Origin of the sequence: Paenibacillus sp. UNC451MF (assembly GCF_000686845.1) — a bacterium.
In the GTDB taxonomy this organism is placed as follows: Bacteria; Bacillota; Bacilli; order Paenibacillales; family NBRC-103111; genus Paenibacillus_S.
Map to the genome: position 1 here is coordinate 144,842 of NZ_JMLS01000022.1, position 20,314 is coordinate 165,155.

Annotated in this window: 17 protein-coding genes; all 17 read left to right on the forward strand. The window is 46.7% G+C overall.

The genetic code is table 11. The annotated features are described in order from the left end of the window. Nucleotides 1-46: 46 nt before the first annotated feature. The 17 genes from BP97_RS0122020 (at nucleotide 47) to BP97_RS0122100 (ending at nucleotide 20,046) form a co-directional block, all read left to right on the forward strand. A complete protein-coding gene (locus BP97_RS0122020) occupies nucleotides 47-709 on the forward strand; it encodes a tetratricopeptide repeat protein (RefSeq protein WP_028551050.1) in 663 nt (220 codons plus the stop codon). Nucleotides 710-842: 133 nt separating this feature from the next. Next, nucleotides 843-2,594 carry an AfsR/SARP family transcriptional regulator gene (locus tag BP97_RS0122025; protein ID WP_028551051.1) on the forward strand — a complete coding sequence of 584 codons (1,752 nt, stop codon included), beginning with the start codon at nucleotides 843-845 and terminating at the stop codon, nucleotides 2,592-2,594. Nucleotides 2,595-2,632: 38 nt separating this feature from the next. Further along, on the forward strand, nucleotides 2,633-2,992 hold the full coding sequence (locus BP97_RS0122030; protein WP_051620862.1) for an STAS domain-containing protein: 360 nt from the start codon (nucleotides 2,633-2,635) through the stop codon (nucleotides 2,990-2,992). A 292-nt stretch (nucleotides 2,993-3,284) separates the two neighbouring features. Next, complete coding sequence (locus BP97_RS0122035) at nucleotides 3,285-4,379, forward strand: ABC transporter ATP-binding protein (protein ID WP_036746332.1); 1,095 nt, start codon at nucleotides 3,285-3,287, stop codon at nucleotides 4,377-4,379. Then, a complete protein-coding gene (locus BP97_RS0122040) occupies nucleotides 4,372-5,085 on the forward strand; it encodes an ABC transporter permease subunit (protein WP_028551054.1) in 714 nt (237 codons plus the stop codon). Before BP97_RS0122035 ends, BP97_RS0122040 begins: the two co-directional genes overlap by 8 nt. Before the next feature lie 42 nt (nucleotides 5,086-5,127). Next, complete coding sequence (locus tag BP97_RS0122045) at nucleotides 5,128-6,519, forward strand: GldG family protein (protein WP_028551055.1); 1,392 nt, start codon at nucleotides 5,128-5,130, stop codon at nucleotides 6,517-6,519. Next, nucleotides 6,516-7,502 carry a DUF4340 domain-containing protein gene (locus tag BP97_RS0122050; protein WP_028551056.1) on the forward strand — a complete coding sequence of 329 codons (987 nt, stop codon included), beginning with the start codon at nucleotides 6,516-6,518 and terminating at the stop codon, nucleotides 7,500-7,502. The genes BP97_RS0122045 and BP97_RS0122050 overlap by 4 nt, the downstream gene beginning before the upstream one ends. 147 nt (nucleotides 7,503-7,649) lie before the next feature. Next, a complete protein-coding gene (locus BP97_RS0122055; RefSeq protein WP_028551057.1) occupies nucleotides 7,650-7,892 on the forward strand; it encodes a hypothetical protein in 243 nt (80 codons plus the stop codon). 22 nt (nucleotides 7,893-7,914) lie between these two features. Further along, the gene (locus tag BP97_RS0122060; RefSeq protein WP_028551058.1) at nucleotides 7,915-8,919 is read left to right on the forward strand and encodes a spore coat protein; all 1,005 of its coding nucleotides are present in this window, start codon (nucleotides 7,915-7,917) and stop codon (nucleotides 8,917-8,919) included. A 164-nt stretch (nucleotides 8,920-9,083) separates the two neighbouring features. Next, nucleotides 9,084-9,791 carry a response regulator transcription factor gene (locus BP97_RS0122065; RefSeq protein ID WP_028551059.1) on the forward strand — a complete coding sequence of 236 codons (708 nt, stop codon included), beginning with the start codon at nucleotides 9,084-9,086 and terminating at the stop codon, nucleotides 9,789-9,791. Then, nucleotides 9,788-10,864: a sensor histidine kinase gene (locus tag BP97_RS0122070; protein WP_028551060.1), complete on the forward strand. Its 1,077-nt coding sequence runs from the start codon at nucleotides 9,788-9,790 to the stop codon at nucleotides 10,862-10,864. The genes BP97_RS0122065 and BP97_RS0122070 overlap by 4 nt, the downstream gene beginning before the upstream one ends. A 122-nt stretch (nucleotides 10,865-10,986) precedes the next feature. Then, nucleotides 10,987-11,766, forward strand: a complete 780-nt coding sequence (locus tag BP97_RS0122075) for an ABC transporter ATP-binding protein (protein WP_028551061.1) — start codon at nucleotides 10,987-10,989, stop codon at nucleotides 11,764-11,766. After that, nucleotides 11,741-13,678, forward strand: a complete 1,938-nt coding sequence (locus tag BP97_RS0122080) for an FtsX-like permease family protein (protein ID WP_028551062.1) — start codon at nucleotides 11,741-11,743, stop codon at nucleotides 13,676-13,678. The genes BP97_RS0122075 and BP97_RS0122080 overlap by 26 nt, the downstream gene beginning before the upstream one ends. A 174-nt stretch (nucleotides 13,679-13,852) precedes the next feature. Beyond that, on the forward strand, nucleotides 13,853-14,557 hold the full coding sequence (locus BP97_RS0122085) for a heptaprenylglyceryl phosphate synthase (protein WP_028551063.1): 705 nt from the start codon (nucleotides 13,853-13,855) through the stop codon (nucleotides 14,555-14,557). 23 nt (nucleotides 14,558-14,580) lie between these two features. Beyond that, nucleotides 14,581-16,920 carry a DNA helicase PcrA gene (pcrA, locus tag BP97_RS0122090; RefSeq protein ID WP_036746334.1) on the forward strand — a complete coding sequence of 780 codons (2,340 nt, stop codon included), beginning with the start codon at nucleotides 14,581-14,583 and terminating at the stop codon, nucleotides 16,918-16,920. A gap of 39 nt (nucleotides 16,921-16,959) precedes the next feature. Continuing rightward, nucleotides 16,960-18,975, forward strand: a complete 2,016-nt coding sequence (gene ligA, locus BP97_RS0122095) for an NAD-dependent DNA ligase LigA (protein WP_028551065.1) — start codon at nucleotides 16,960-16,962, stop codon at nucleotides 18,973-18,975. Nucleotides 18,976-19,047: 72 nt separating this feature from the next. Beyond that, nucleotides 19,048-20,046 carry a DUF1835 domain-containing protein gene (locus tag BP97_RS0122100; protein ID WP_028551066.1) on the forward strand — a complete coding sequence of 333 codons (999 nt, stop codon included), beginning with the start codon at nucleotides 19,048-19,050 and terminating at the stop codon, nucleotides 20,044-20,046. Nucleotides 20,047-20,314 lie beyond the last annotated feature (268 nt).

Below are 20,314 nucleotides of genomic sequence, written 5' to 3' on the forward strand. Positions count from 1 at the left end.
TTCTTCTCCCGCCACAATACAGTTAAAACACAATGGGAGGGCACCAATGACTCAAAATAAACTAGCACTTATCTTACTTCCTATTCTTCTTATCGTTGCTGCCTGGTTTATTTACCCATCTATAATAAAACCGGCTAAGACTGCGGTTGCCAATGGACAAGAGTACATAGACGCTATGACCTTAATTCAACAGGGTAAGCTCGATGCTGCTAGAAAGAAGCTGGAAGCGGGACTGGCAAAGGAGCCAGGAGAAGGTAAGTACGATTTTGCAATGGGGAATATAGAACGGCTGCAGTCTAATCAAGACAATGCACTGGCCTATTATCTAAAGGCTGTTCAGAAGTCCCCTCACTTAAAAGAAGCTTATAACAACATAACGGGCATATACATGCTCCAGCAAAAATATGATGATGCCTTAACGGCTATTAACAATGGATTGGGGCAGGATCCCAAGTATAAGGAGCTGCTCTTCAAAAAGGGCCAATTGTTATATTTAAAGGGTGACAATGCTCAAGCCATTGAAGTACTACAGCCTTTGATTAACGATGCGGAGTATGTTGAAGCATATCGATTTATCGCCTTGGCTTATGTTAAACAAAATAACCGGCAGCAAGCAGCACAAGCACTAAAAACGTATTTGCAAAAGACTCCTCAAGAGAGTAAAGGTCGCGAAGAGCTTGAAAACCTGCTCGCAGATTTGGAGAAGTAGAGAGAGGACAACCTCTCTTTTTTATTTTCAATAATTTTACAAATTCAAATAAATTAAGAAGGAATAACTAATAACCTGTCGAATTGATATTACAAGTCCTAAGAACTATTTATTTTTTGAGAGAGTGATAAACATGGACCCGAGAACTATATTCGAATTAAGTCCTCAGGATTATAAACAGCTCATTTTCACAATGGAATGCAGAGTATTTAATGGAGAAGCATTGGATGCCGCTGTATTAGATCAGATTCCGAGGCGTATGCTGCAGGAGTCGTCCGTATTATTGGAATGGCAAGCTGAACGTTATTTACATGACGGGAAGTTAACAGAGGCGCGCTCTTTGTCAGAGTTAGCTGTAAGAGGCTTTGCCCAACAAACCTATACGCAAAAACTGAATTCGGCGCTCTCATTGTTAGCTATCATTAACTTAAGACTGGGTGAGCTCCGGGACGCGGAGACAGTACTTGTTTTTTTGAAGGAGCAATGGGCTCGTGATCCCGATGAGCTTGAAGGCAGATCATTAGTGGCTTTGGCACAAGGGGCTTATTTAGTTGGCGATTACGGAAAAGAGAAACATTACGTAATGGCAGCCAAGGATGCGTTTATTCGCCAAGGGCAGCTGCGAGAAGCTGTGCAAACGGGATTGGAGATTTTTTCGTCAGGAAACATGTCTTTGTCCGAGCAGGAAGCGGGTTCTCTTCTTTTGTTCATGGAGCAGCAAGTAAGACTGGACAAGCAGTGGGAGCCTTATTATCTTGCTATGCAGGGAATTGACTATATAAACCATGGAGATTGGGAAAGCGCCTGTCGGTTGCTTCGGCAAATTGATCAACAGGTATTGCCTTATGAGCATGGAACCCGATGCTTATTGAGCGAGCTTCAGGGTGCTCTTGCCAAAGGTACCTCTTTAACCGAACAAGAGCAAGGACAGCTACAGGACATTTTGAAGCAGTATGGCAGTGATATGTTCATTCGTTTCGAAACGTACTGCCTGTTGTATGCATCGGCGAGACTTGAAAGAAATCATCGTCATGCCAGCGAATATTGGAAAAGTATCCAAGCAGTTGCCGATATAACGAGACATCCTAGGCATCTGCTATTGTTACAACAAGAAGAACAGAAGCGCGAAACCTTGAGCGCGGGCTGTTGGACTATTCATTTATTTGGAAAAATGAAGTTTGTTCAAGGCTCGGTCGAAAAGCAGGACTTGAATTGGAAGAGAAAAAAAGCTTTCGAGCTACTGACTTATTTATTAATGCAGCATCAATTCTCCGCTACAAAAGAACAGGTAATGGAGGATTTATTTGGTTCTATGTACGCGGATAAAATGGCTAATCAGCTGTATGTCATTGTACATCAGTTAAAGCAGACGTTGAACAAAGAGTTGGGGTTTGAGCAAGCGGTTATTTTAAAAGAAGGCCTAGTTCGTCTTCAGGAGCAGTTTATCAAGGCGACGGATTTAGAGCAGTATGAAGCGTTGCTTCGAGAAGGAGACCTGGTGTGGGATAGCCACCGGACCAAGGCAATTGAGCTGTATAAACAGGCTATAGTCATGTACGGGGAACTTGTGCCTGAAATTCGTTATGCCGATTGGCTTGAGCTTCGCAGAAGCTCTCTACAGGACAAGCAGGAAGTGGCACTCAAGAGACTTGCGAGGCAAGCAAGCGACCAGTCCCAATTTGAACAATCCGAAGCCTATTATAAGGAATGGATTGCGTTATGCCCGGCCCAGGAGCAGGCGTATCAGGGGATAATTGAGCTGTATGTGTCAAATTCCCGCAAGCAGGATGCGTTAAATTATTATCGCAAGTGGGAAAGGATATGTATGGACGAATTCGGTGTAGACCCGAGTTTGGATATGGATACTTCGTCTTTTCTCCATTAATGTGCAGGTTTAGGGAATCAGGGGGTGTCTGGAGCAGGATGAGCTTAAGAATAAGAATGGATGGTCAAGCCCTTATTGTTGATTTTGCAGGAGCGGTAGATAAGCATGCGGAAGAACGGTATCTCCAAAGCCGTGTTTGGAGCCAAGGTTTGGGGGAGGGGAGACATACGCTTATTTTGAATTTCAGCGAGATGAGCTCCATCCACAGCTCCGGGATCACAATGTTAATCCGGTTGGCGCAGTGCGGCAAGGAGGGCGGCTATCAGACCTTTGCGTATGGCTTATCGGAGCAGTATGAGAGGCTTTTTCGTCTGATCGGAATTACACAGAACTTGATGATATATCCCGATGAATACACGTTGATGCGAAGACTGAAGTCTTTAGAAGAAATATCGTAAAGGTTGCTGTGCGATGCTGCGCGTGAAGCAATCATCCTATTTGTTAACGACAGCGGCGGTTGAACAATGGTTTAATTCATAAAAGAAACAAGCATGCAACATTACGGACGTATCCCTATGGATAGGTCTTTTTTTGTTCGTCACAATTTAGACACATATTTTTAAGCTAATTTTCAGATTGGTTTAAGCTGGTATTATTGTTTTATTTGTATATTGTTGGAGGTTAAGCAATTGTAATTATGGACATGGCTTAAGTAGGCGCATATTTCGTTTCGAATGGAGGGTTTCATGCGTGCTTGAGGTAAAGCAGGTTAGCAAACTGTACGAGAACCAAAGAGGGGTCCACAACATCGATTTTTCCATGAGCCGTGGCGAGATCGTCGGTTTTTTAGGACCGAACGGCGCAGGGAAAACAACCACGATGCGGATGATCACAGGGTATTTGAATCCTACAATGGGTTCAATTACGATCGATGGATTATCCATGGCCAATCATCCGAAGAAAGCAAGACAGAAGATCGGGTATTTACCGGAAACACCGCCGTTATATCCGGAAATGACAGTAGAAGCCTATCTGCAGTTCATTGCTGATTTGCGCGGGATACCGGGAAGAGAACAGAAGAAGCGCATTGGCGAAGTTATTGAGCGATTGGGGCTGCAAGGCCGCGAACGCCAAATTATTCGCGGACTGTCCAAAGGGTACAAGCAGCGGATGGGATTGGCGCAGGCTATTCTGCACAATCCGGACTTGCTTGTGCTGGACGAGCCGACTTCGGGTCTTGATCCGAAGCAAATCATTGAAATTCGCCAATTGATCCGAGAGCTTGGTGAAAATCACACGGTGCTGCTGAGCACGCACATTTTGCCGGAGATCAACACGCTGTGCAACCGCGTATTGATCATCAACCAAGGGCGCATCGTGATGGACGGCCATCCCGATCAGCTGGCCCAATCGATGGGCGAGCGATTCGAGGTATCGCTCGAAGTCAAAGGGCCGCGCCAGGCCGTACTGGCCGAGCTGCGCGGCATGCCTATCATCGCCAGCGTAAAACCGCTGGCGGAAGAAGCCGCTGCCGCTGTGCAGACAGCGGAAACCCCGGCTGCGCCCGAGCAAGACGCGGGCGCGGAGGCCTCGCAGGCTGAGCCTGCACCAACCGTCACGGTCGAGCCGACCGTGAAAGTGCTTGTGTCCGCGAAGGATAACGCGGACATTCGCGAAGAGCTCTTCTACCGCATGGCGGAGCTAAGGTATCCGATCCTCGCGATGAAGAAAGAAAGCTTGAGCCTTGAGGATATTTTCCTCAAGCTGACGACCAATGAAGCGATAGCTGCTTCGGATGATGAATCAGCGGCAGCTCAAGAGGAGGAGGAGACCCCGAATGCGTAGAACTTGGGCGATTTGCAGAAAAGAGCTGCAAATGTATTTTTACTCGCCGACCTCCTATGCGGCGTTTGCGTTCTTTTTCCTTATCGTAGGGTATATGTTCAGCTCTAACTTTTTATATTCCATGATGATCGACGTTCGTATGGTCACCAGCCCGGTCAGCTTCTTGTATCTGTTGGTGATTCCGTTCTTAACGATGCGCCTTGTATCCGACGAGCTTCGGCAGGGCACCGATGAGCTGTTACTAACTTCACCGGTCAGCATTACGGAAATTATTGTCGGCAAATATATGGCCGCATTAGTCGTTCAATTGCTTCTGGTCGGGGGGTGCTTGCTGTACCCGCTCATAATGAGCTCGTACGGTCAACTGGATCAGCCTGTACTGTGGCTATCTTTCCTAAGCATGTTCCTGCTGGGAGCGGCGATGATGGCGGTAGGACTTTTTGCTTCGGCGCTTTCTTCCCATCAGATGCTGTCCGGCTTGGCTGGTATTGGGATGCTGCTTGTACTTTGGACGATTGATTGGCTGGGAGACACCGTTGCTACCGGTCGGGCCAAAGAATATCTGAGCATTTTCTCTATCGTTGCGAGAGGGAATAATCTCCAAAAGGGCGTGTTGAATTTTGCTGACATTCTCTTTTATGTGACGCTAGCCATCGTATTTATCGTATTAAGCATACAGGTGCTCGAAAGAAAACGTTGGAGATAACCGGCTTTGCCTTAGGCGCAAGGCGAGAAGGGGGAAAGGCAATTGAATAAGTGGATTCGCGGAACGAATGCGGTCGTGCTATCGCTTGCAGTGATCGGCATTTTCATCGTCCTGACGATTTTTCTTAACTCTACGAAGACGCTGCAGGTCGATTTAACGCAAAATAAACAATATACGTTATCCGAGCAAACGATCAATACGTTAAAATCACTTGACAATGATGTTCATGTTATCGCGTTTACCAGCTCGCAGACTCAACCGCTCTTGAACCGTGAAGTCGTGGATATGGTACAGGAATATAAAAAGCGCAGCAGCAAAATAATATTTGATCAATTTAATATCGAGAACCATCCGGAGATTGCTAATCAGTACGAGGGAATTGACCCGTCTGGAGTGTTAGTCGTCGAGAGCGGCTCTCAGAAGAAGATGATTAACTATTATGATATGTTCCAGAGTAACGGCCAATCCCAAACCGACTATCAATTCAGCGGTGAACAGAAGCTGACGCAAGCATTGGTTAATCTGAACGTTAAGGATAAATCGGTCTTGTACTTCCTGTCTGGTCATAATGAAACGCCTCTCAACCAAATGACCTTGTTGCAGAGCTCATTGGAGAATGAGAACTATACCGTGAAGGACCTCAATTTATTACGTGAAGGCAAAATTCCGGATGATGCGCAAGCCTTGTTCATCATTGGAGCGCAAAACGATCTAAGTGATAAAGAGACCGAGGTCATTAAAGAATATTTAAAAGGCAACGGCAAGCTTTATATGTCGCTCGGTTTCAACGAGAATATGGCAACTGCATGGAAAAATCTGGATTCTGTTATGGCCCTATACGGCGTTACGGACCAGCATGCGATAGCTGTTGATCCGAAGCAAAGCCGACTGGTATCCCCTCTGACGATTATTCCGGAATATGGATATCACGAAATAACAAACAAGCTGCAGGATTATAACTTGCTCATGCAAATGGGGCTTGCAGCATCGTTAAATGTCGATCAACCGGCAGCAGACTATCAGGCAACCAGCATTTTGAAAACATCGGATTCTGCATTCGGTAAAACCGATTTGGCTGCACTTGTAAAAGGCAATACCAACAAAGGCGACAAAGATATTAAAGGTCCGCTTAATTTGGGTTATGTCGTACAGACCAAGGACAACAAGCCTAAAGCAGTCATTCTGGGCAGCTTTACATCCCTGAGGGATGATTTCTTTCAACAACAGGGGAATCGCGATTTTGCTTTGAACAGCGTTGGTTGGCTGCAGGAGCAAAAAGATCAAGTGACGATTCGTCCTCGTGAAAATCAATTTCAACCGGCAATGATTACCGGCGGTCAAGCGCAATCCATTTTCTATGGAACGGTATTGCTATTCCCGTTACTCTTCCTGATCGTCGGCGGTACGATTTGGTGGAGGAGGAGAAAAGGATGAAGCGGCTTATTCCGACGCTCATACTGGTTATCATTTGCTTAGGAGGCTTTTGGTACGCGTCAAGCCATGACTTTTTCAAAGAGAAGCAGGAAACAGCAGCTCCGCTCGTTAAAGTGAATCAGAAAGATGTAGCAAGCTATACAATTAAAACGAGTGACACTGAAATTGAAATGCAGCAAAAAGACGGCAAATGGACGATGACCAAGCCGACCGCTCTTCCGCTGAATGAGTATAGTGCCAATGGCTGGGTGGATTCTTTTAATGGGATAACCAAAGAATCTACGATTGATGCCGAAGGGAAGGATCTCGCCAAGTTCGGTTTGGATAAGCCGAAACAGCAGTTTACGGTCAAGCTGAACAACGATACCGTTCAAACGCTAAGTGTGGGTAATGCAATGCTCGTTCCAGGATTCGATTATGCTATGTTCAGCGGCTCGCCTGAGGTGTTTAAAATTAATGATTCTCAGGTCAAGTCGCTTGCCAAGACCCAGCTCGATCTCATGGAGAAAAGTCCGATTCGATTAGAGTATGAGCAGGTGCGTGGCATAAATGTTGAATGGAAAGGTCAGAAATCGACGTTGACGAAGACGGACACTGATAAAAAGTCCTATGAAGCGAATTGGAAGCTTGACGACAAAGATTTGAAGGGCTCCGACGCTAGTGCTTATCTGGATAAGGTGCAGTTCTTGGCAACAGAACAGCCTGCCAAACCGGCTGCTGAAGTAAAGATGGATTCTCCGGAGCTTAAGCTGGAGGTCAAATATACGGACTCCTCTAACAAGGAGACCACTGTGGTCTACCTAGGGAAGGTAGAACAGGATAACCTATGGCTGGCCCAACAAGGGGGCCAGTGGGCGTATTCCTTACCGATAACGTCCATCCAGGAGCTGGCGGATAAGTTCAAGCAGCTACCGCAGCCTCCTGAGCAGCAAGCTGCCCCAGAGACGCCGACGGCACCGGCAGAGCAGCTGCAAACGAAGTGATCTCAATTTAAGCAGCACCAATTCTCGCCCCGTCTTGCGATTTGCAAGACGCGGGCGATTTTTTTATGAAAATTGGAATTTCCATACACATAGTTTTCCACATCTTGGGCAACCTATATTTGTCAAAAACGAAAGGAGGACAACTCGATGTTTAATCAGCAAGGGCAGCAACAACAGCAAGGTATGAACACGGTCAGCTCCAAGGAATTGGCGTACATAACCGATAGCTTGAAGAACGAAGATTTGTTAGCCAAATTGGCCGTCCATGGATTGTCCGATTGTCAATCGCCGCAGTTAAAGCAGAAATTGGAGCAAATCGCTCAGGATCGTTTGCATCACTCCAATCAATTGCTTAGAACGCTGCAGCAGCAAACCCAGATGACACACTAACGGCACAGGAGGTGCGCATAAGATGTATCAACAGCAAAACTATATGAATCAACCTACACATCAGCATACGCCGCTTCAAGAGCAGGACTGGGGCAACCTGGTATTGTCAGAGCTGAAGCGTACGGCGCGTGAATATACGACAGCTGCTTTGGAAGCGACTCATCCAGCCATTCGCCAAACGTTCCAAAGCTTGTCCCAAAGAACGATGCAGGAGCAAGCGGAGCTATTCCAGGTTTTGTCACAACTGAATGGCTATGGATCAGTCAAAATGGCCAATCAGCAAGAGGTGCAGCAGGAGCTTCAACAGCAGTTCCAAAAGGTTGAGCAGCTGCAGTCTTTAGTCCAGCAGTCCATCCAGAGTACCAATGTGAATACGGCCGCCATGTATCAACAACAGCAGCAGCCGATGTACACGGCAAGCCCTCAATTCCAGCAGCACCAGCCGTCGTACAATACTTACGAGGCGGGAGGCTTCGGAAGCTCGACAGCAGGCTCTTATCAGCAGCCTTCTGCTCAGGGAGGTCAGGGTTACGGACAAAGCTTCCCTTCCAGTTTTAGCTCGTCCATTGACACCCCATCTCAGAATCAGAATCAAAGCTCAAGCTATTCAAGCACAGCTGGAAGCGGGATGTCCGGTATAAGCCAGAATCAAAATCCGACATCACAAAGCATAGCTAATCAATACACAGCTTCGGCATTCAAATCGTCGACAGGTTCAGGGGCGAGTCCTAGCGCACAGTCCTCTGGGATTTCGGCTAACCAATGGGCGGAAGATAACACATCGGCTAAATACGGCAGTAATCAGGATTCTTACTCCGCCGTTTCGGCATCCTCGTCCCGAGGCGCCAACAGCTACAACTGGACCGATGACAGCAATGGCGCCAGCACCAGCGCAATCCATTCAACAAGCAACAGGGGTGGCAATAGCTTTGACTGGCATGATTCTGATGATCAAGCCAATGCCGCCTCTTCCCTGTCTTCCTCGCAAGAAAGGCCAACTTCATTTGGCGGCGGGAAGTTCATGTAGTGCAGACCCAGTAGTCTGTGGTTTAAGGTTACCCCTGCAGTTATGCAGGGGTTTTTCCTTGTTAGTGGCTTGAAGTCCATAAAGAAGCGTTGGGGCTGCAATAGACCTATGGAAAGCATTATAATGAAAACGGTTGGAATTCCAAAATAACGGGGTGTGTTTCTTTGTACCGGATTCTTATTGTCGAAGACGACGATAAAATTGCTTCTATTCTGCAATCGCATATGGATAAGTTCGGTTACTCGGCATTAAGGGTTACCGATTTTCGAGACATTAAACAAGCGTATTTGTCCCATAAGCCGGACATGGTTTTGCTGGACATCAATCTGCCTCATTACGATGGCTTTTATTGGTGCCGGCAAATTAGGACGGTATCTAATGTGCCTATTATTTTTTTATCTGCGCGTGTCGGTGAGATGGATCAGGTCATGGCCATAGAAAATGGCGGGGACGATTATATTACTAAGCCGTTTCATCTGGATGTCGTCATTGCTAAGGTGAAGAGCGTGCTGCGCCGAACTTATGGAGAATACGCAGGAACAAGCCCGATGCCGCGGGACATACAAAATGTTGCAGGGCTAACCCTAGACGCATCCAAAAACATGATGGAGTGGAAAGGCTGCAAGATTGACTTGTCGCGCAATGAATTTTTATTGTTGGATTGCCTTGTCAGACAGGCGGATCAAATCGTTACTCGTGAGTCTCTGCTGGAGGCCTTATGGGATGATATTGATTTCGTAGATGACAACACGTTAACGGTCAATGTGACGCGTGTTCGCAAGAAGCTGGAGGACATAGGCATTGTCAAGGCTATAGAAACGATACGCGGGCAAGGCTACCGGCTCAATACGTCGTGGGGGGATGCGGAGTGAGGTGGATCGATTTTTTATCCGATCGGATCGGCTATGTAATCATTTATTTGGTGAATATCTTTCTTGTGCTTCTCGTGGTACAGCTGGATCTGCTGCAGCAAAAGGTTTCAGTTCAGTTAGATAATATTTTGTATATATTCATTCTATCGATTTCTGGAGTAGCACTTTATCTCATTATTGATTATGTTCGACAAAGGGACTATTTTCTCAAGCTGAAGGCTGTCAGAAATAACCCGGAGCCTATGGACCGTATTAGTAATCTACCCTATGGGTTGAAGAGGGAACAAACGATGATGATAGACCTGCTGCACCAGCTTCATAGCGGCTATGAAGATCGTTTGGTTCAGTACAGGAAGCAGCAAGAGCAGCACGACGTTTTTATTCGGCAGTGGGTCCATCAGATGAAAACGCCAGTATCCGTCATTGACTTGCTGACTCAGAAAACGGAGCCGGTCCAGGAACATGGGCTTCCTTCCGTGCTACTCAGCATACAAGAAGAGAATGACCGATTGGAGCATGGGCTCGATATGATGCTGCAGACCGCCCGCCTTGAGAAATTCGAGCTGGACGTTCATGTGAAAAAAGTAAATTTGGAGCAAGTCATACGCAGTGTCGTTAATGAACATAAGCGTGCCTGTATCCGGCGTGGAGTGTATCCGAGACTTACAGTTGAGGCAGATGCCCAGTTTGTTGAAACGGATGAAAAATGGATAGCGGTAGCAATCCGACAGATTATCACCAATGCTATTAAATATGCCAAAAGAACAGAAGACCCGTCATCCAAGCTCCTCGACATCACCGTTACTAAAAGGGAAGATAGAGTGTATGCGTTATTTCGTGATACGGGTATAGGTATTGCAGAGCAGGATCTGCCTCGTGTGTTCGACCCTTTTTTCACCGGAGAGAACGGGAGGAAGGTAGGAGAATCGACCGGGATGGGTCTTTATTTGGTTAAGGAGCTGTGCCGCAAGCTTGGACATCGTGTTGAAATCTCCTCTGTTGAAGGGCAAGGAACTACAGTTACTCTCCATTTTCCCCCAGCTTCGGTGCTGCACGATATTCTTAAACGATAGAAAGGTGACAGTATTGTAAGAAAGCCATCTGCTTTGTAAGGTGAATCGATAGCAGTCTAGGCCCTCCTCTTCTATACTAAGGGCATGTTATGTAATGAATCATAGTTAGGGAGGCAAAGCACATGGCAGTTTTAAAAACAGAAAATTTATGTAAAACCTACGGTACCAAGAACGGTAACGCTGTCTATAAGGCACTGGATCAGGTGCAGCTTGAGGTTCAGGAGGGGGAATTCGTCGGTGTCATGGGTCCTTCGGGCAGTGGGAAAACTACGCTTCTTAATCTGCTGGCAACGATAGATAAGCCTACTTCAGGACATATAGAGATCAATGGAACAAATCCCAATCAGCTGAACAATAAGCAGCTTGCCCTTTTTCGACGGAGGCAGCTCGGGTTTATTTTTCAGGATTTTAACCTGCTGGAGACTCTTAGTATGAAGGAAAACATCATACTGCCGCTTGTTTTGGAAAATAGAAAAGCGGCGGAAATCGAGCAAAAGGTGCAGGAAATAGCCGAGACGCTCAATATTACTCATCTTTTAGACAAAAGAACTTACGAGGTGTCCGGGGGACAGCAGCAGAGAGCTGCCATAGCACGGGCAATGATTCATGAGCCTGCTCTATTGCTGGCCGATGAGCTAACGGGCAACCTGGACTCGAAAGCAGCCAAAGATGTGATGGAATCGCTCAAGGAAATGAATGAGGAGCAGGGGGCTACCATCTTAATGGTAACTCATGATCCCTTTGCGGCGAGCTATTGCAAGCGAATTGTTTTTATTAAGGACGGCAAGCTGTTTAATGAAATTCGCAGAGGCTCCAACAGGCAGGCGTTCTTCCAGCAAATATTGGATGCCTTAAGCTATTTGGGAGGGAATTTCGATGACTTTTCGACAGCTCGCTCTTAAAAATATTCAGGGCAATTGGCACCGGTACATCGCTTTTTTTCTGAGCAGTACGTTTTCCGTCATGATCTTTTATATTTATGCTTCATTTATATTCCACCCGGATGTAGTGAACGGAACGATTCAAGCCGCAGCCAAGGTAAGGCAGGGCATGGTCGCCTGCGAGTTTCTGATCGTCATCTTTTCGTTTTTCTTTGTCCTCTATGCGAGCTTCGCTTTTTTAAAGACGCGCAAAAAGGAAATCGGTCTGTTGACCTTGTTCGGTATGACCCGGTCGCAAATCAATAAGCTTGTACTTTATGAGAACGCCGCAATTGCGGTTCTGTCCATCGTAGTTGGTTGCAGTTTAGGGACACTTTTCTCGAAGCTATTTTTTATGGCTTTAGCCGAGCTGCTTCAAGTCGATAACCCGATACGGTTTCTTATTGTGCCGCAGGCGCTGCTATACACGGGAGTGGGCTTTCTCGTCCTCTTTCTGGCTATCACGCTTATTACTCTTGTGGGCATGGGCAGGAATCAGGTCATTGAACTGTTGAAGGCTTCCAAGAAGCCCAAGACCATGCCGGCTTCTTCGAGATGGCTTGTTCTCTTGGCGGCAGCTTGTCTCATCACGGGGTATAGCATTGCTTATACTGCATCTCCAAACAACCTCATCATCGTGATGCTGCCCGTTATATTCCTAACGGTGGTGGGGACTTACTTTCTGTTCACCCAAGCAAGTGTAGCGATATTAAAAAGGCTGCAACGGATGCCCCAAATTTATTATCGCAACACTCAGTTCATTACTATCTCGCAGCTTGTATTTAAAATGAAAGACAATGCAAGAATCTTGTTTACGGTTTCTATCTTAAGTGCGGTCATTTTATCGGCGTCAGGGTCTGTTTATATGTTTTATCAAGGAGCAAGGGGACAAATCATGGAGCATTTTCCTCAAAGTATTAGCTTTGTGGCCAAAGGCTCTACCGTACCACCCTTGTTACAGCCGGATCAGGTGAAGAGCGTGATGACTCGTCATGGAATAGAGATTACAGATCAAATTCAGACTGTAGGGATTCAGAGCTCTATCCAAATAAAAGCATATAATAATAAAAAGACAGATGTGCTCCTACTGCCTGTCAGCGTATATAACGGTTTAGCAAGTCAGGGCCAAAGCCGTAGCGGCAAGAAGCCACCATTAGCCATTGAACCAGGCCATGCCGTCATCATAAATCCTTATAGCGAGTCAGAAGTAACCCTTTTTGGCAAAGGGGATCTGATGACGACAACCGTAGGATCTGAATTAACATTACGAATGGACGGTCAGTTGGATGGGGCTATCCTTAATCCAATATATGAGGCGACGTACATTGTTCTTTTGAATGACGATCAGTTTAAACCCCTTTTAGGGATAATGCCAGAGGAGCAAAAAGCCGCTTATATCGGTTACGAACTCAAGGACTGGGAAAAGGCGGATGGAGCCATTAAGCAGTTGGAAGCTGATCTGCCGTCTGACCAGAAGACTCGTTTCTCTAATCGTACGGAATCTTTTTTGTCCATGAAGCAGTTCAGTTCGTTAACACTTTTCATTGGGATGTTCGTCAGTATCCTTTTCTTTATGGCATCCGGGAGTATGTTGTACTTTAAACTGTTTACGGAGCTGCAGGAGGACCAGGCCCAATACAAAGCGCTAACGAGAATTGGAGTCTCGATGCAGGAAATACGAAAAATTACGAATACCCAGATCGGGCTCATCTTCTTTATCCCTGTCCTGATCGGAAGCGTACATGCAGGATTCGCTTACAAGGCACTCAGTAATCTTGTCAGCATTTCCGTTTGGAAATATGGAGTAACCATCATGCTCATTTATGCAGTGATGCAGCTATTTTATTTTTTGCTGACGCGGTCGGCTTATATGAAGCAAATGAAACATTTATAGAGAAAAGGTCTGGGAACACGCGTTCTCAGGTCTTTTCTCTTTTTCCAGACGAAATTGTTGGGGGAAACTGGATGAAAACGGATTTGACACGGTTTGCACTGTAGCATAGACTAGCTTTAGAGAAGGTAGAAAGAGCACGTTTGGAAGCGCCAAATCAAGAACGGAGGCAGTGCATTGCATTCGGATTTTAAACATTGGAATCACATTTTTAAGCTGGACCCGGATCGAGATATTTCGGATGATTGGCTGGAAAAGGTTTGTCTTTCAGGCACCGACGCCATTATGGTTGGGGGTTCCTCCGGGATTACATTCGATAATACGGTAGATCTTTTATCGCGTATCAGGAGATATGAGGTACCTTGTGTGCTGGAGGTTTCTAGCCAGGACGCTATTGTGCCTGGGTTCGATATGTTCTTCATTCCTATGGTATTGAATGCGAGTGATCCGCAATGGATTGTGGGGCATCACCAGAAGGCACTGCGTGAGTACGGGGCGATATTAGATTGGAGCCAAGTATTTGCAGAAGGCTACATCATTTTGAACGAACAGTCTACGGCAGCACAATTAACAGAAGCGAACACGGATCTCGATGTTAGGGATGTAGAGGCTTATGCCAGAATGGCGGACCGTCTACTGCATTGCCCGATTTTTTATATGGAATACAGCGGTGTTTTTGGGGACATGGATCTAGTGGCTCGTACGAAAGGGCTGCTTAAGGATGCCCGATTGTTTTATGGAGGCGGTATTGATAGCCCAGAGAAAGCCTATCAGGCAGCGGAAGCGGCGCATACCGTTATTGTTGGCAATGCCGTATACGATCAACCGGAGCAGGCTCTGGCTACCGTACAGGCGGTAAGAGAGGCGAAGGCCCGTCAATAAGCATGGAAAGGAACTGAATTATAATGAACGATACGTTTGACATATTTGCATCTATACAGACCTTGAACCCGGAACAAAAAAAGGCTGTTGAAGCGGTGGATGGGCCATTATTAATTATGGCAGGAGCGGGGAGTGGTAAGACCCGCGTGCTGACGCACCGAATCGCCTATTTGATCGCAACGAGAAAAGCGGCTCCTTGGAGCATTCTGGCCATCACATTTACGAACAAAGCGGCCAGGGAAATGCAGGAGCGTGTAGGTAAGCTGGTAGGCCCAGGCGGTCAAGATATTTGGGTATCCACGTTTCACTCGATGTGTGTACGAATTCTGCGCAAGGATATTTCTCGAATCGGCTATTCCTCGAGCTTTACGATATTGGATTCCGGTGACCAGCTGTCCGTTGTTAAGAACTGTATGAAAGAGCTGAATATCGATGCTAAGAAGTTCGAGCCTAAAGCAGTTCAGGCAGCGATCAGTACGGCCAAGAACGAACTGAAATCACCTGACATGGTAGAGAGCCTTATAGGGGATTATTTCGACGGTATTGTGGCCAAGGTGTACAAGCTGTACCAGAAGAAGCTGAAGATGAACAACTCCCTGGACTTTGATGACCTGATTATGACTACGATCAATCTGTTTAAAGAGGTTCCTGAAGTACTGGAATTTTACCAGAATAAATTTCAATACATCCATGTGGATGAGTATCAGGATACGAACCGTGCGCAGTATATGCTCTGTCTTATGCTTGCAGACAAGCACAAGCGTATTTGCGTTGTAGGGGATAGCGACCAGTCGATTTATCGCTGGCGCGGAGCGGATATTAGCAATATCCTGAACTTTGAGAAAGATTATCCTAAAGCGACGACTATTTTGTTGGAGCAGAATTACCGCTCTACTTCTAATATATTGAATGCGGCCAACAAGGTTATCGCCAATAATGCCGGACGTAAAGCCAAGAATCTTTGGACCAGTAAAGGCGATGGGAATAAAATTCGTTTGTATCAAGCCGACTCTGAGCATGAAGAAGGGTACTTTATTACGAACGAAATTAATAAAAATGTGAAAAGCGGCAAGCGATTCGACCATCATGCAATTCTATATAGAACGAATGCGCAATCCCGGGTTATAGAGGAAATACTGATCAAATCGGATATTCCTTATCAAATCGTAGGCGGCATCAAGTTCTATGACCGCAAAGAGATTAAAGACATTCTCGCTTATTTGCGTCTTATCTCTAACCCAGATGACGATGTAAGCTTCATGAGGATCGTTAACGTGCCTAAGCGCGGGATTGGTGACACAACTGTAGATCGTTTAATGGAAGCGGCGGGTCGACGGGGCATCTCTATGTTTGCCCTTCTCGAAGAGATTGATGGCTTGGAGATTGGGGCCAAAGCGAAGAATGCGCTGACTGATTTCCGGGAAATGATCGACAATCTGTACCGGATGGTCGAGTATTTATCTGTCACCGAGTTGACTGAAAAAATGCTCGAGCTGACTGAATACCGGTTAGAGCTGCAGCGTGAGAAGACGATTGAATCGACTGCTAGGCTCGAGAATATCGATGAGTTTCTGTCTGTTACGATGGAATTTGAAAAACGTAATGACGATAAGTCGCTTGTATCCTTCTTAACTGATTTGGCGCTTATCGCGGATATCGACTCGATGAATGACGCGGCGGAGGATGCAGCGGACGCCAATAACTCCGTAGTGCTAATGACCATGCACAGCGCCAAAGGTTTGGAGTTTCCCGTTGTCTTTATCATCGGGATGGAGGAAGGTGTCTTCCCTCACAGCCGTGCTTCTAACGATAATGAAGAGCTGGAAGAAGAACGCCGTCTTGCTTACGTAGGTATAACCCGTGCTGAGCAGGAGTTGTTCTTGACCTGCGCTAGAATGCGGACGCTCTTCGGACGTACGAACATGAATGCTCCGTCGCGCTTCTTGAAGGAGATTCCCGAGGAGCTGCTGGAGATGGCTGTGCCTGGCGGCACGATTGGCGGCCGTTCGGGTGGCAGCTCATGGGGCGGGCGTGAGAGCCGCTACGGCAGCGGCGGCAGCTTTGGCTCAACTGGGACTGCAAGCAGCTCTGCTGCTGCGCCGGGCAAGGCAGCAAGCTTCCGCCCTACCATGGGCGGGGCAGCTTCTACAGCTCGTCCTGCAACCGCGGCTGCAGGCAATTCAGCGAAGCCGGTGCTTGACTACAAGATGGGCGATAAAGTCGCCCACGGCAAATGGGGCACTGGCGTCGTTGTCGCCATCAAGGGAGCCGGCGACGATACGGAGCTGCAGATTGCATTTCCGGCGCCGGTTGGTATCAAACGTCTGCTTGCCAAGTTTGCGCCTATTACCAAGGAAAGCTAATAGAACGGATTTTAAATTTGAGAGGATGGTTTTCTTTATATGACGGATGCTCTGCAGGCCATGAAAGCCCTCATCGAAGAGATTAACAATCATAATTATATGTATTACACGAAAGATGAACCGAGTATAAGCGATGCGGAGTACGATATTTTGTACGACCGTCTTGTGGCGATGGAGCGGGAGACAGGTATAACTTTGCCTGATTCTCCTACCCAACGCGTCGGCGACCAACTGTTGAAAGGCTTCGATGAGCACAAGCACAGATCAAGGCTGTGGAGCTTGGATAAGGCGCAAAATCAGGATGATTTAATGGCTTGGCACACCCGTGCCTCAAAGCTTGTCAATGACTATAACAGCCGTAACCCGGAGAATCCGCTGCCTCCGCTTTCTTTTGTCGTGGAATTAAAGTTTGACGGTTTGACCCTCAATCTGACCTATGAGAACGGGACTTTAGTGCAAGCGGCTACCCGTGGGAACGGAGTTGTCGGCGAAGGCATATTGGCCCAAGTCAAGACGATACGCTCGATTCCGCTCACTATTCCATACAGCGGCGGTGTTATCGAAATTCAGGGCGAAGGAATCATGAACCTGTCCGTACTTGAGGAATACAATAAAACCGCTGCAGAACCGCTTAAAAACGCTCGTAATGCTGCTGCTGGGGCTCTGCGTAACCTCAACCCTAAAGTAACGGCAGAACGCAAACTGAACGCCTATTTTTACAATGTCGGCTATACTGACGGCCTGGCTTTCCAGGACCATCAAGAAATGGTTTCTTTCCTGCAGGATAATCGGTTTAGAGTGAGCCCGTTCGTCAAGTTTTTCGATTCAATCGAAGCTGTTGCACAAGAATTGGAGAGCATCGTTTCGATGCGCAATACGTTGGATTTTCTGATCGACGGACTTGTCGTGAAAATTAACGATATGCGCACTCGGGAAGTGCTTGGTTACACCGACAAATTTCCGCGCTGGGCGGTTGCTTTTAAATTCGAGGCGGAAGAAGCCATCACAACTCTACTGTCCGTATCTTGGGAAGTGGGTCGGACGGGTAAAATCACGCCTGTGGCTAAGGTTGAACCTGTCGACATTGCGGGGGTTACGGTACAAAATTGCACCTTGAACAACATCGGGGACATCGAACGGAAAAACCTCAAGCATGCTCTAGGGAGCCATGTTCTAATTCGCCGTTCCAATGACGTCATCCCAGAAATTCTAGGCAAGGCGACGGAGGAGGCGGACGGCGAAGAGATTGTATATCCTAAGCATTGTCCTTCGTGCGGATCTGTACTTGAGCTGAAGGGTGCCCATTTGTTCTGCTTGAATCGTTTGGAGTGCAGACCTCAGCTGATCGGTCGAATCACCCACTTTGCATCCCGGGATGCGATGGATATCGAGACGTTCAGCATCATGACAGCAGAGCAGTTGTACCAAGAGTCTGGTGTACGAGACCCGGCAGACTTATATGATTTGACGTTTGATGATCTGATCAAGCTGGAGCGGTTCGGAGAGAAGAAAGCGAATAAATTGTTGGCTGCCTTTGAGAAAAGCAAGCAGTGCGATTTGGCATCATTCTTGTTTGCGCTAGGCATTCCTAATACGGGCAAGACGACGACCAAAGTGCTCGCCGACCATTACCGCAGTCTTCCAAAGCTTATGGAGGCTACAACTGAAGAGTTGGTTACACTTCAGGATATTGGAGATATAGTTGCAGAGAGCATTGTGGGATTTTTTCGTGATCCAGTCATGAAGCGGAGTATAGAGCGCCTTCTTCAAGCCGGAGTCAATCCGGAGAGTGAGGAAGCACCGGCGGTAGTTAATACAGATAATCCGTTCTTTGGCAAAACTGTCGTTTTAACCGGAACCTTAACCTCCATGAGTCGCGATGAGGCGGCCAAGAAGCTAGAGGCTATGGGAGCTAAAATTACTGGAAGTGTATCCAAAAAGACGGATATAGTTGTAGCAGGAGAAAGTGCCGGAAGCAAGCTGACCAAAGCTCAGGAGCTCGGAATCCGAATTATTGACGATGAGCAGGAGCTGCTTCAGCTATTGGCGAATTAATTGACCATAATGGAGGGGGCGAACCTCCTCCTTTTTTTATTTTCGGTATATCATGGCGAGGAGCGATGAGTAATGCTTCATATTGTGAATGGAGACAGCTTTGGCTCTACATTGAGGAAGAGCGGAATAGAAGGCGATATTCTAGTATGGCGCGAATCTTTGTACGAAGGGCCTCTGTCTGCACTTTTTACCGATGAAGAGACAAGAAAAGCAAGATTAGAGTATTTCTCGGCAAGGGGAGTTCCTTCAGAAAGCTTCCAATCCCAGACGGATTTCCAGGAAGCCGCCCTCAGGCAAAGTTCTCGTTATAAGGAAATTGTTCTTTGGTTCGAATATGATTTGTTTGACCAGACCATGCTGATCTATTTGCTTCAATGGTTTTACAAGCATGGATATGTAATGAATGAAACCAACCTTCAACTTGTCTGTATAGATTCGTTCCAGGGGGTGCATCCTTTTAAAGGGCTGGGGCAGCTGACGCCAAAGCAAACGCTGGAGTTGAAGGGAACCTGGAAGCCGGTATCCAATGAGCAATTAATGCTTGCAAATACTGCATGGTGTGCCTACGCTTCAACGAATCCACAGGCCATTTTAGATCTTCTGGAACAAGATACTTCCGCACTGCCTTTTTTAAATAGGTCTATGAAGTGTCATCTCGAGCGGTTTCCTTCTTTAACCAACGGACTTAGCTACATAGAGCAGTTAACTTTGGAAGGACTTAGAGAGGGCTTGAATCGGCTGCCGTTACTATTTCACCACATTTCTGAAGCTGTACCTGATTACGGAATAGGAGATTCACAGTACTGGGGCTGCTTAAAAGATCTTTATTCCGTTCCTGATCCATTAATAGCGGTTACGGGGCCGGAATTGCCTGGGTACACAAGTGAGGGTCCTGTAGACTTTAACCAGTGGCTTGTTGAGCTGACCCCATTTGGGGAAAGGGTATTGTCGGGTAGTGCTGATTGTGTGGCTCGGAACGGAGTCAACCGTTGGGTTGGGGGTTGTCATCTAGGTGGAAAACTTGCCGTTTGGCGGTGGGATAGAAGCTCTCAACAGCTCGTACAAAAATAATTTAAAAAAACAGTTGCAATTCATAGCTCGTTTGTGGTACATTACTTTTTGTCGCCGCTGAGCCGCAAGGTTGAAAGAGACGACGAAACAAAAAGAATTAAAAAAAGATGTTGCAAAAGGCTGTCGAATCTGATAAGATAAATTCTTGTCACGACAAAAAAGAGTGACATTAAATAAGCAACGAAAGCTCTTTGAAAACTGAACAAATGATGTATGAATGCCAGTGCAATATTTATCATTTTGAGCTTAAGACAAGCTCTGTTATACG

What these genes read in the sequence shown, in the direction of transcription:
- BP97_RS0122055 (WP_028551057.1), top strand. Translation starts at nt 7,650, where the DNA reads ATGTTTAATCAGCAAGGGCAGCAACAACAGCAAGGTATGAACACGGTC.
- ligA (WP_028551065.1), top strand. Translation starts at nt 16,960, where the DNA reads ATGACGGATGCTCTGCAGGCCATGAAAGCCCTCATCGAAGAGATTAAC.
- BP97_RS0122080 (WP_028551062.1), top strand. Translation starts at nt 11,741, where the DNA reads ATGACTTTTCGACAGCTCGCTCTTAAAAATATTCAGGGCAATTGGCAC.
- BP97_RS0122060 (WP_028551058.1), top strand. Translation starts at nt 7,915, where the DNA reads ATGTATCAACAGCAAAACTATATGAATCAACCTACACATCAGCATACG.
- BP97_RS0122020 (WP_028551050.1), top strand. Translation starts at nt 47, where the DNA reads ATGACTCAAAATAAACTAGCACTTATCTTACTTCCTATTCTTCTTATC.
- BP97_RS0122050 (WP_028551056.1), top strand. Translation starts at nt 6,516, where the DNA reads ATGAAGCGGCTTATTCCGACGCTCATACTGGTTATCATTTGCTTAGGA.
- BP97_RS0122030 (WP_051620862.1), top strand. Translation starts at nt 2,633, where the DNA reads ATGAGCTTAAGAATAAGAATGGATGGTCAAGCCCTTATTGTTGATTTT.
- BP97_RS0122025 (WP_028551051.1), top strand. Translation starts at nt 843, where the DNA reads ATGGACCCGAGAACTATATTCGAATTAAGTCCTCAGGATTATAAACAG.
- BP97_RS0122040 (WP_028551054.1), top strand. Translation starts at nt 4,372, where the DNA reads ATGCGTAGAACTTGGGCGATTTGCAGAAAAGAGCTGCAAATGTATTTT.
- pcrA (WP_036746334.1), top strand. Translation starts at nt 14,581, where the DNA reads ATGAACGATACGTTTGACATATTTGCATCTATACAGACCTTGAACCCG.
- BP97_RS0122100 (WP_028551066.1), top strand. Translation starts at nt 19,048, where the DNA reads ATGCTTCATATTGTGAATGGAGACAGCTTTGGCTCTACATTGAGGAAG.
- BP97_RS0122075 (WP_028551061.1), top strand. Translation starts at nt 10,987, where the DNA reads ATGGCAGTTTTAAAAACAGAAAATTTATGTAAAACCTACGGTACCAAG.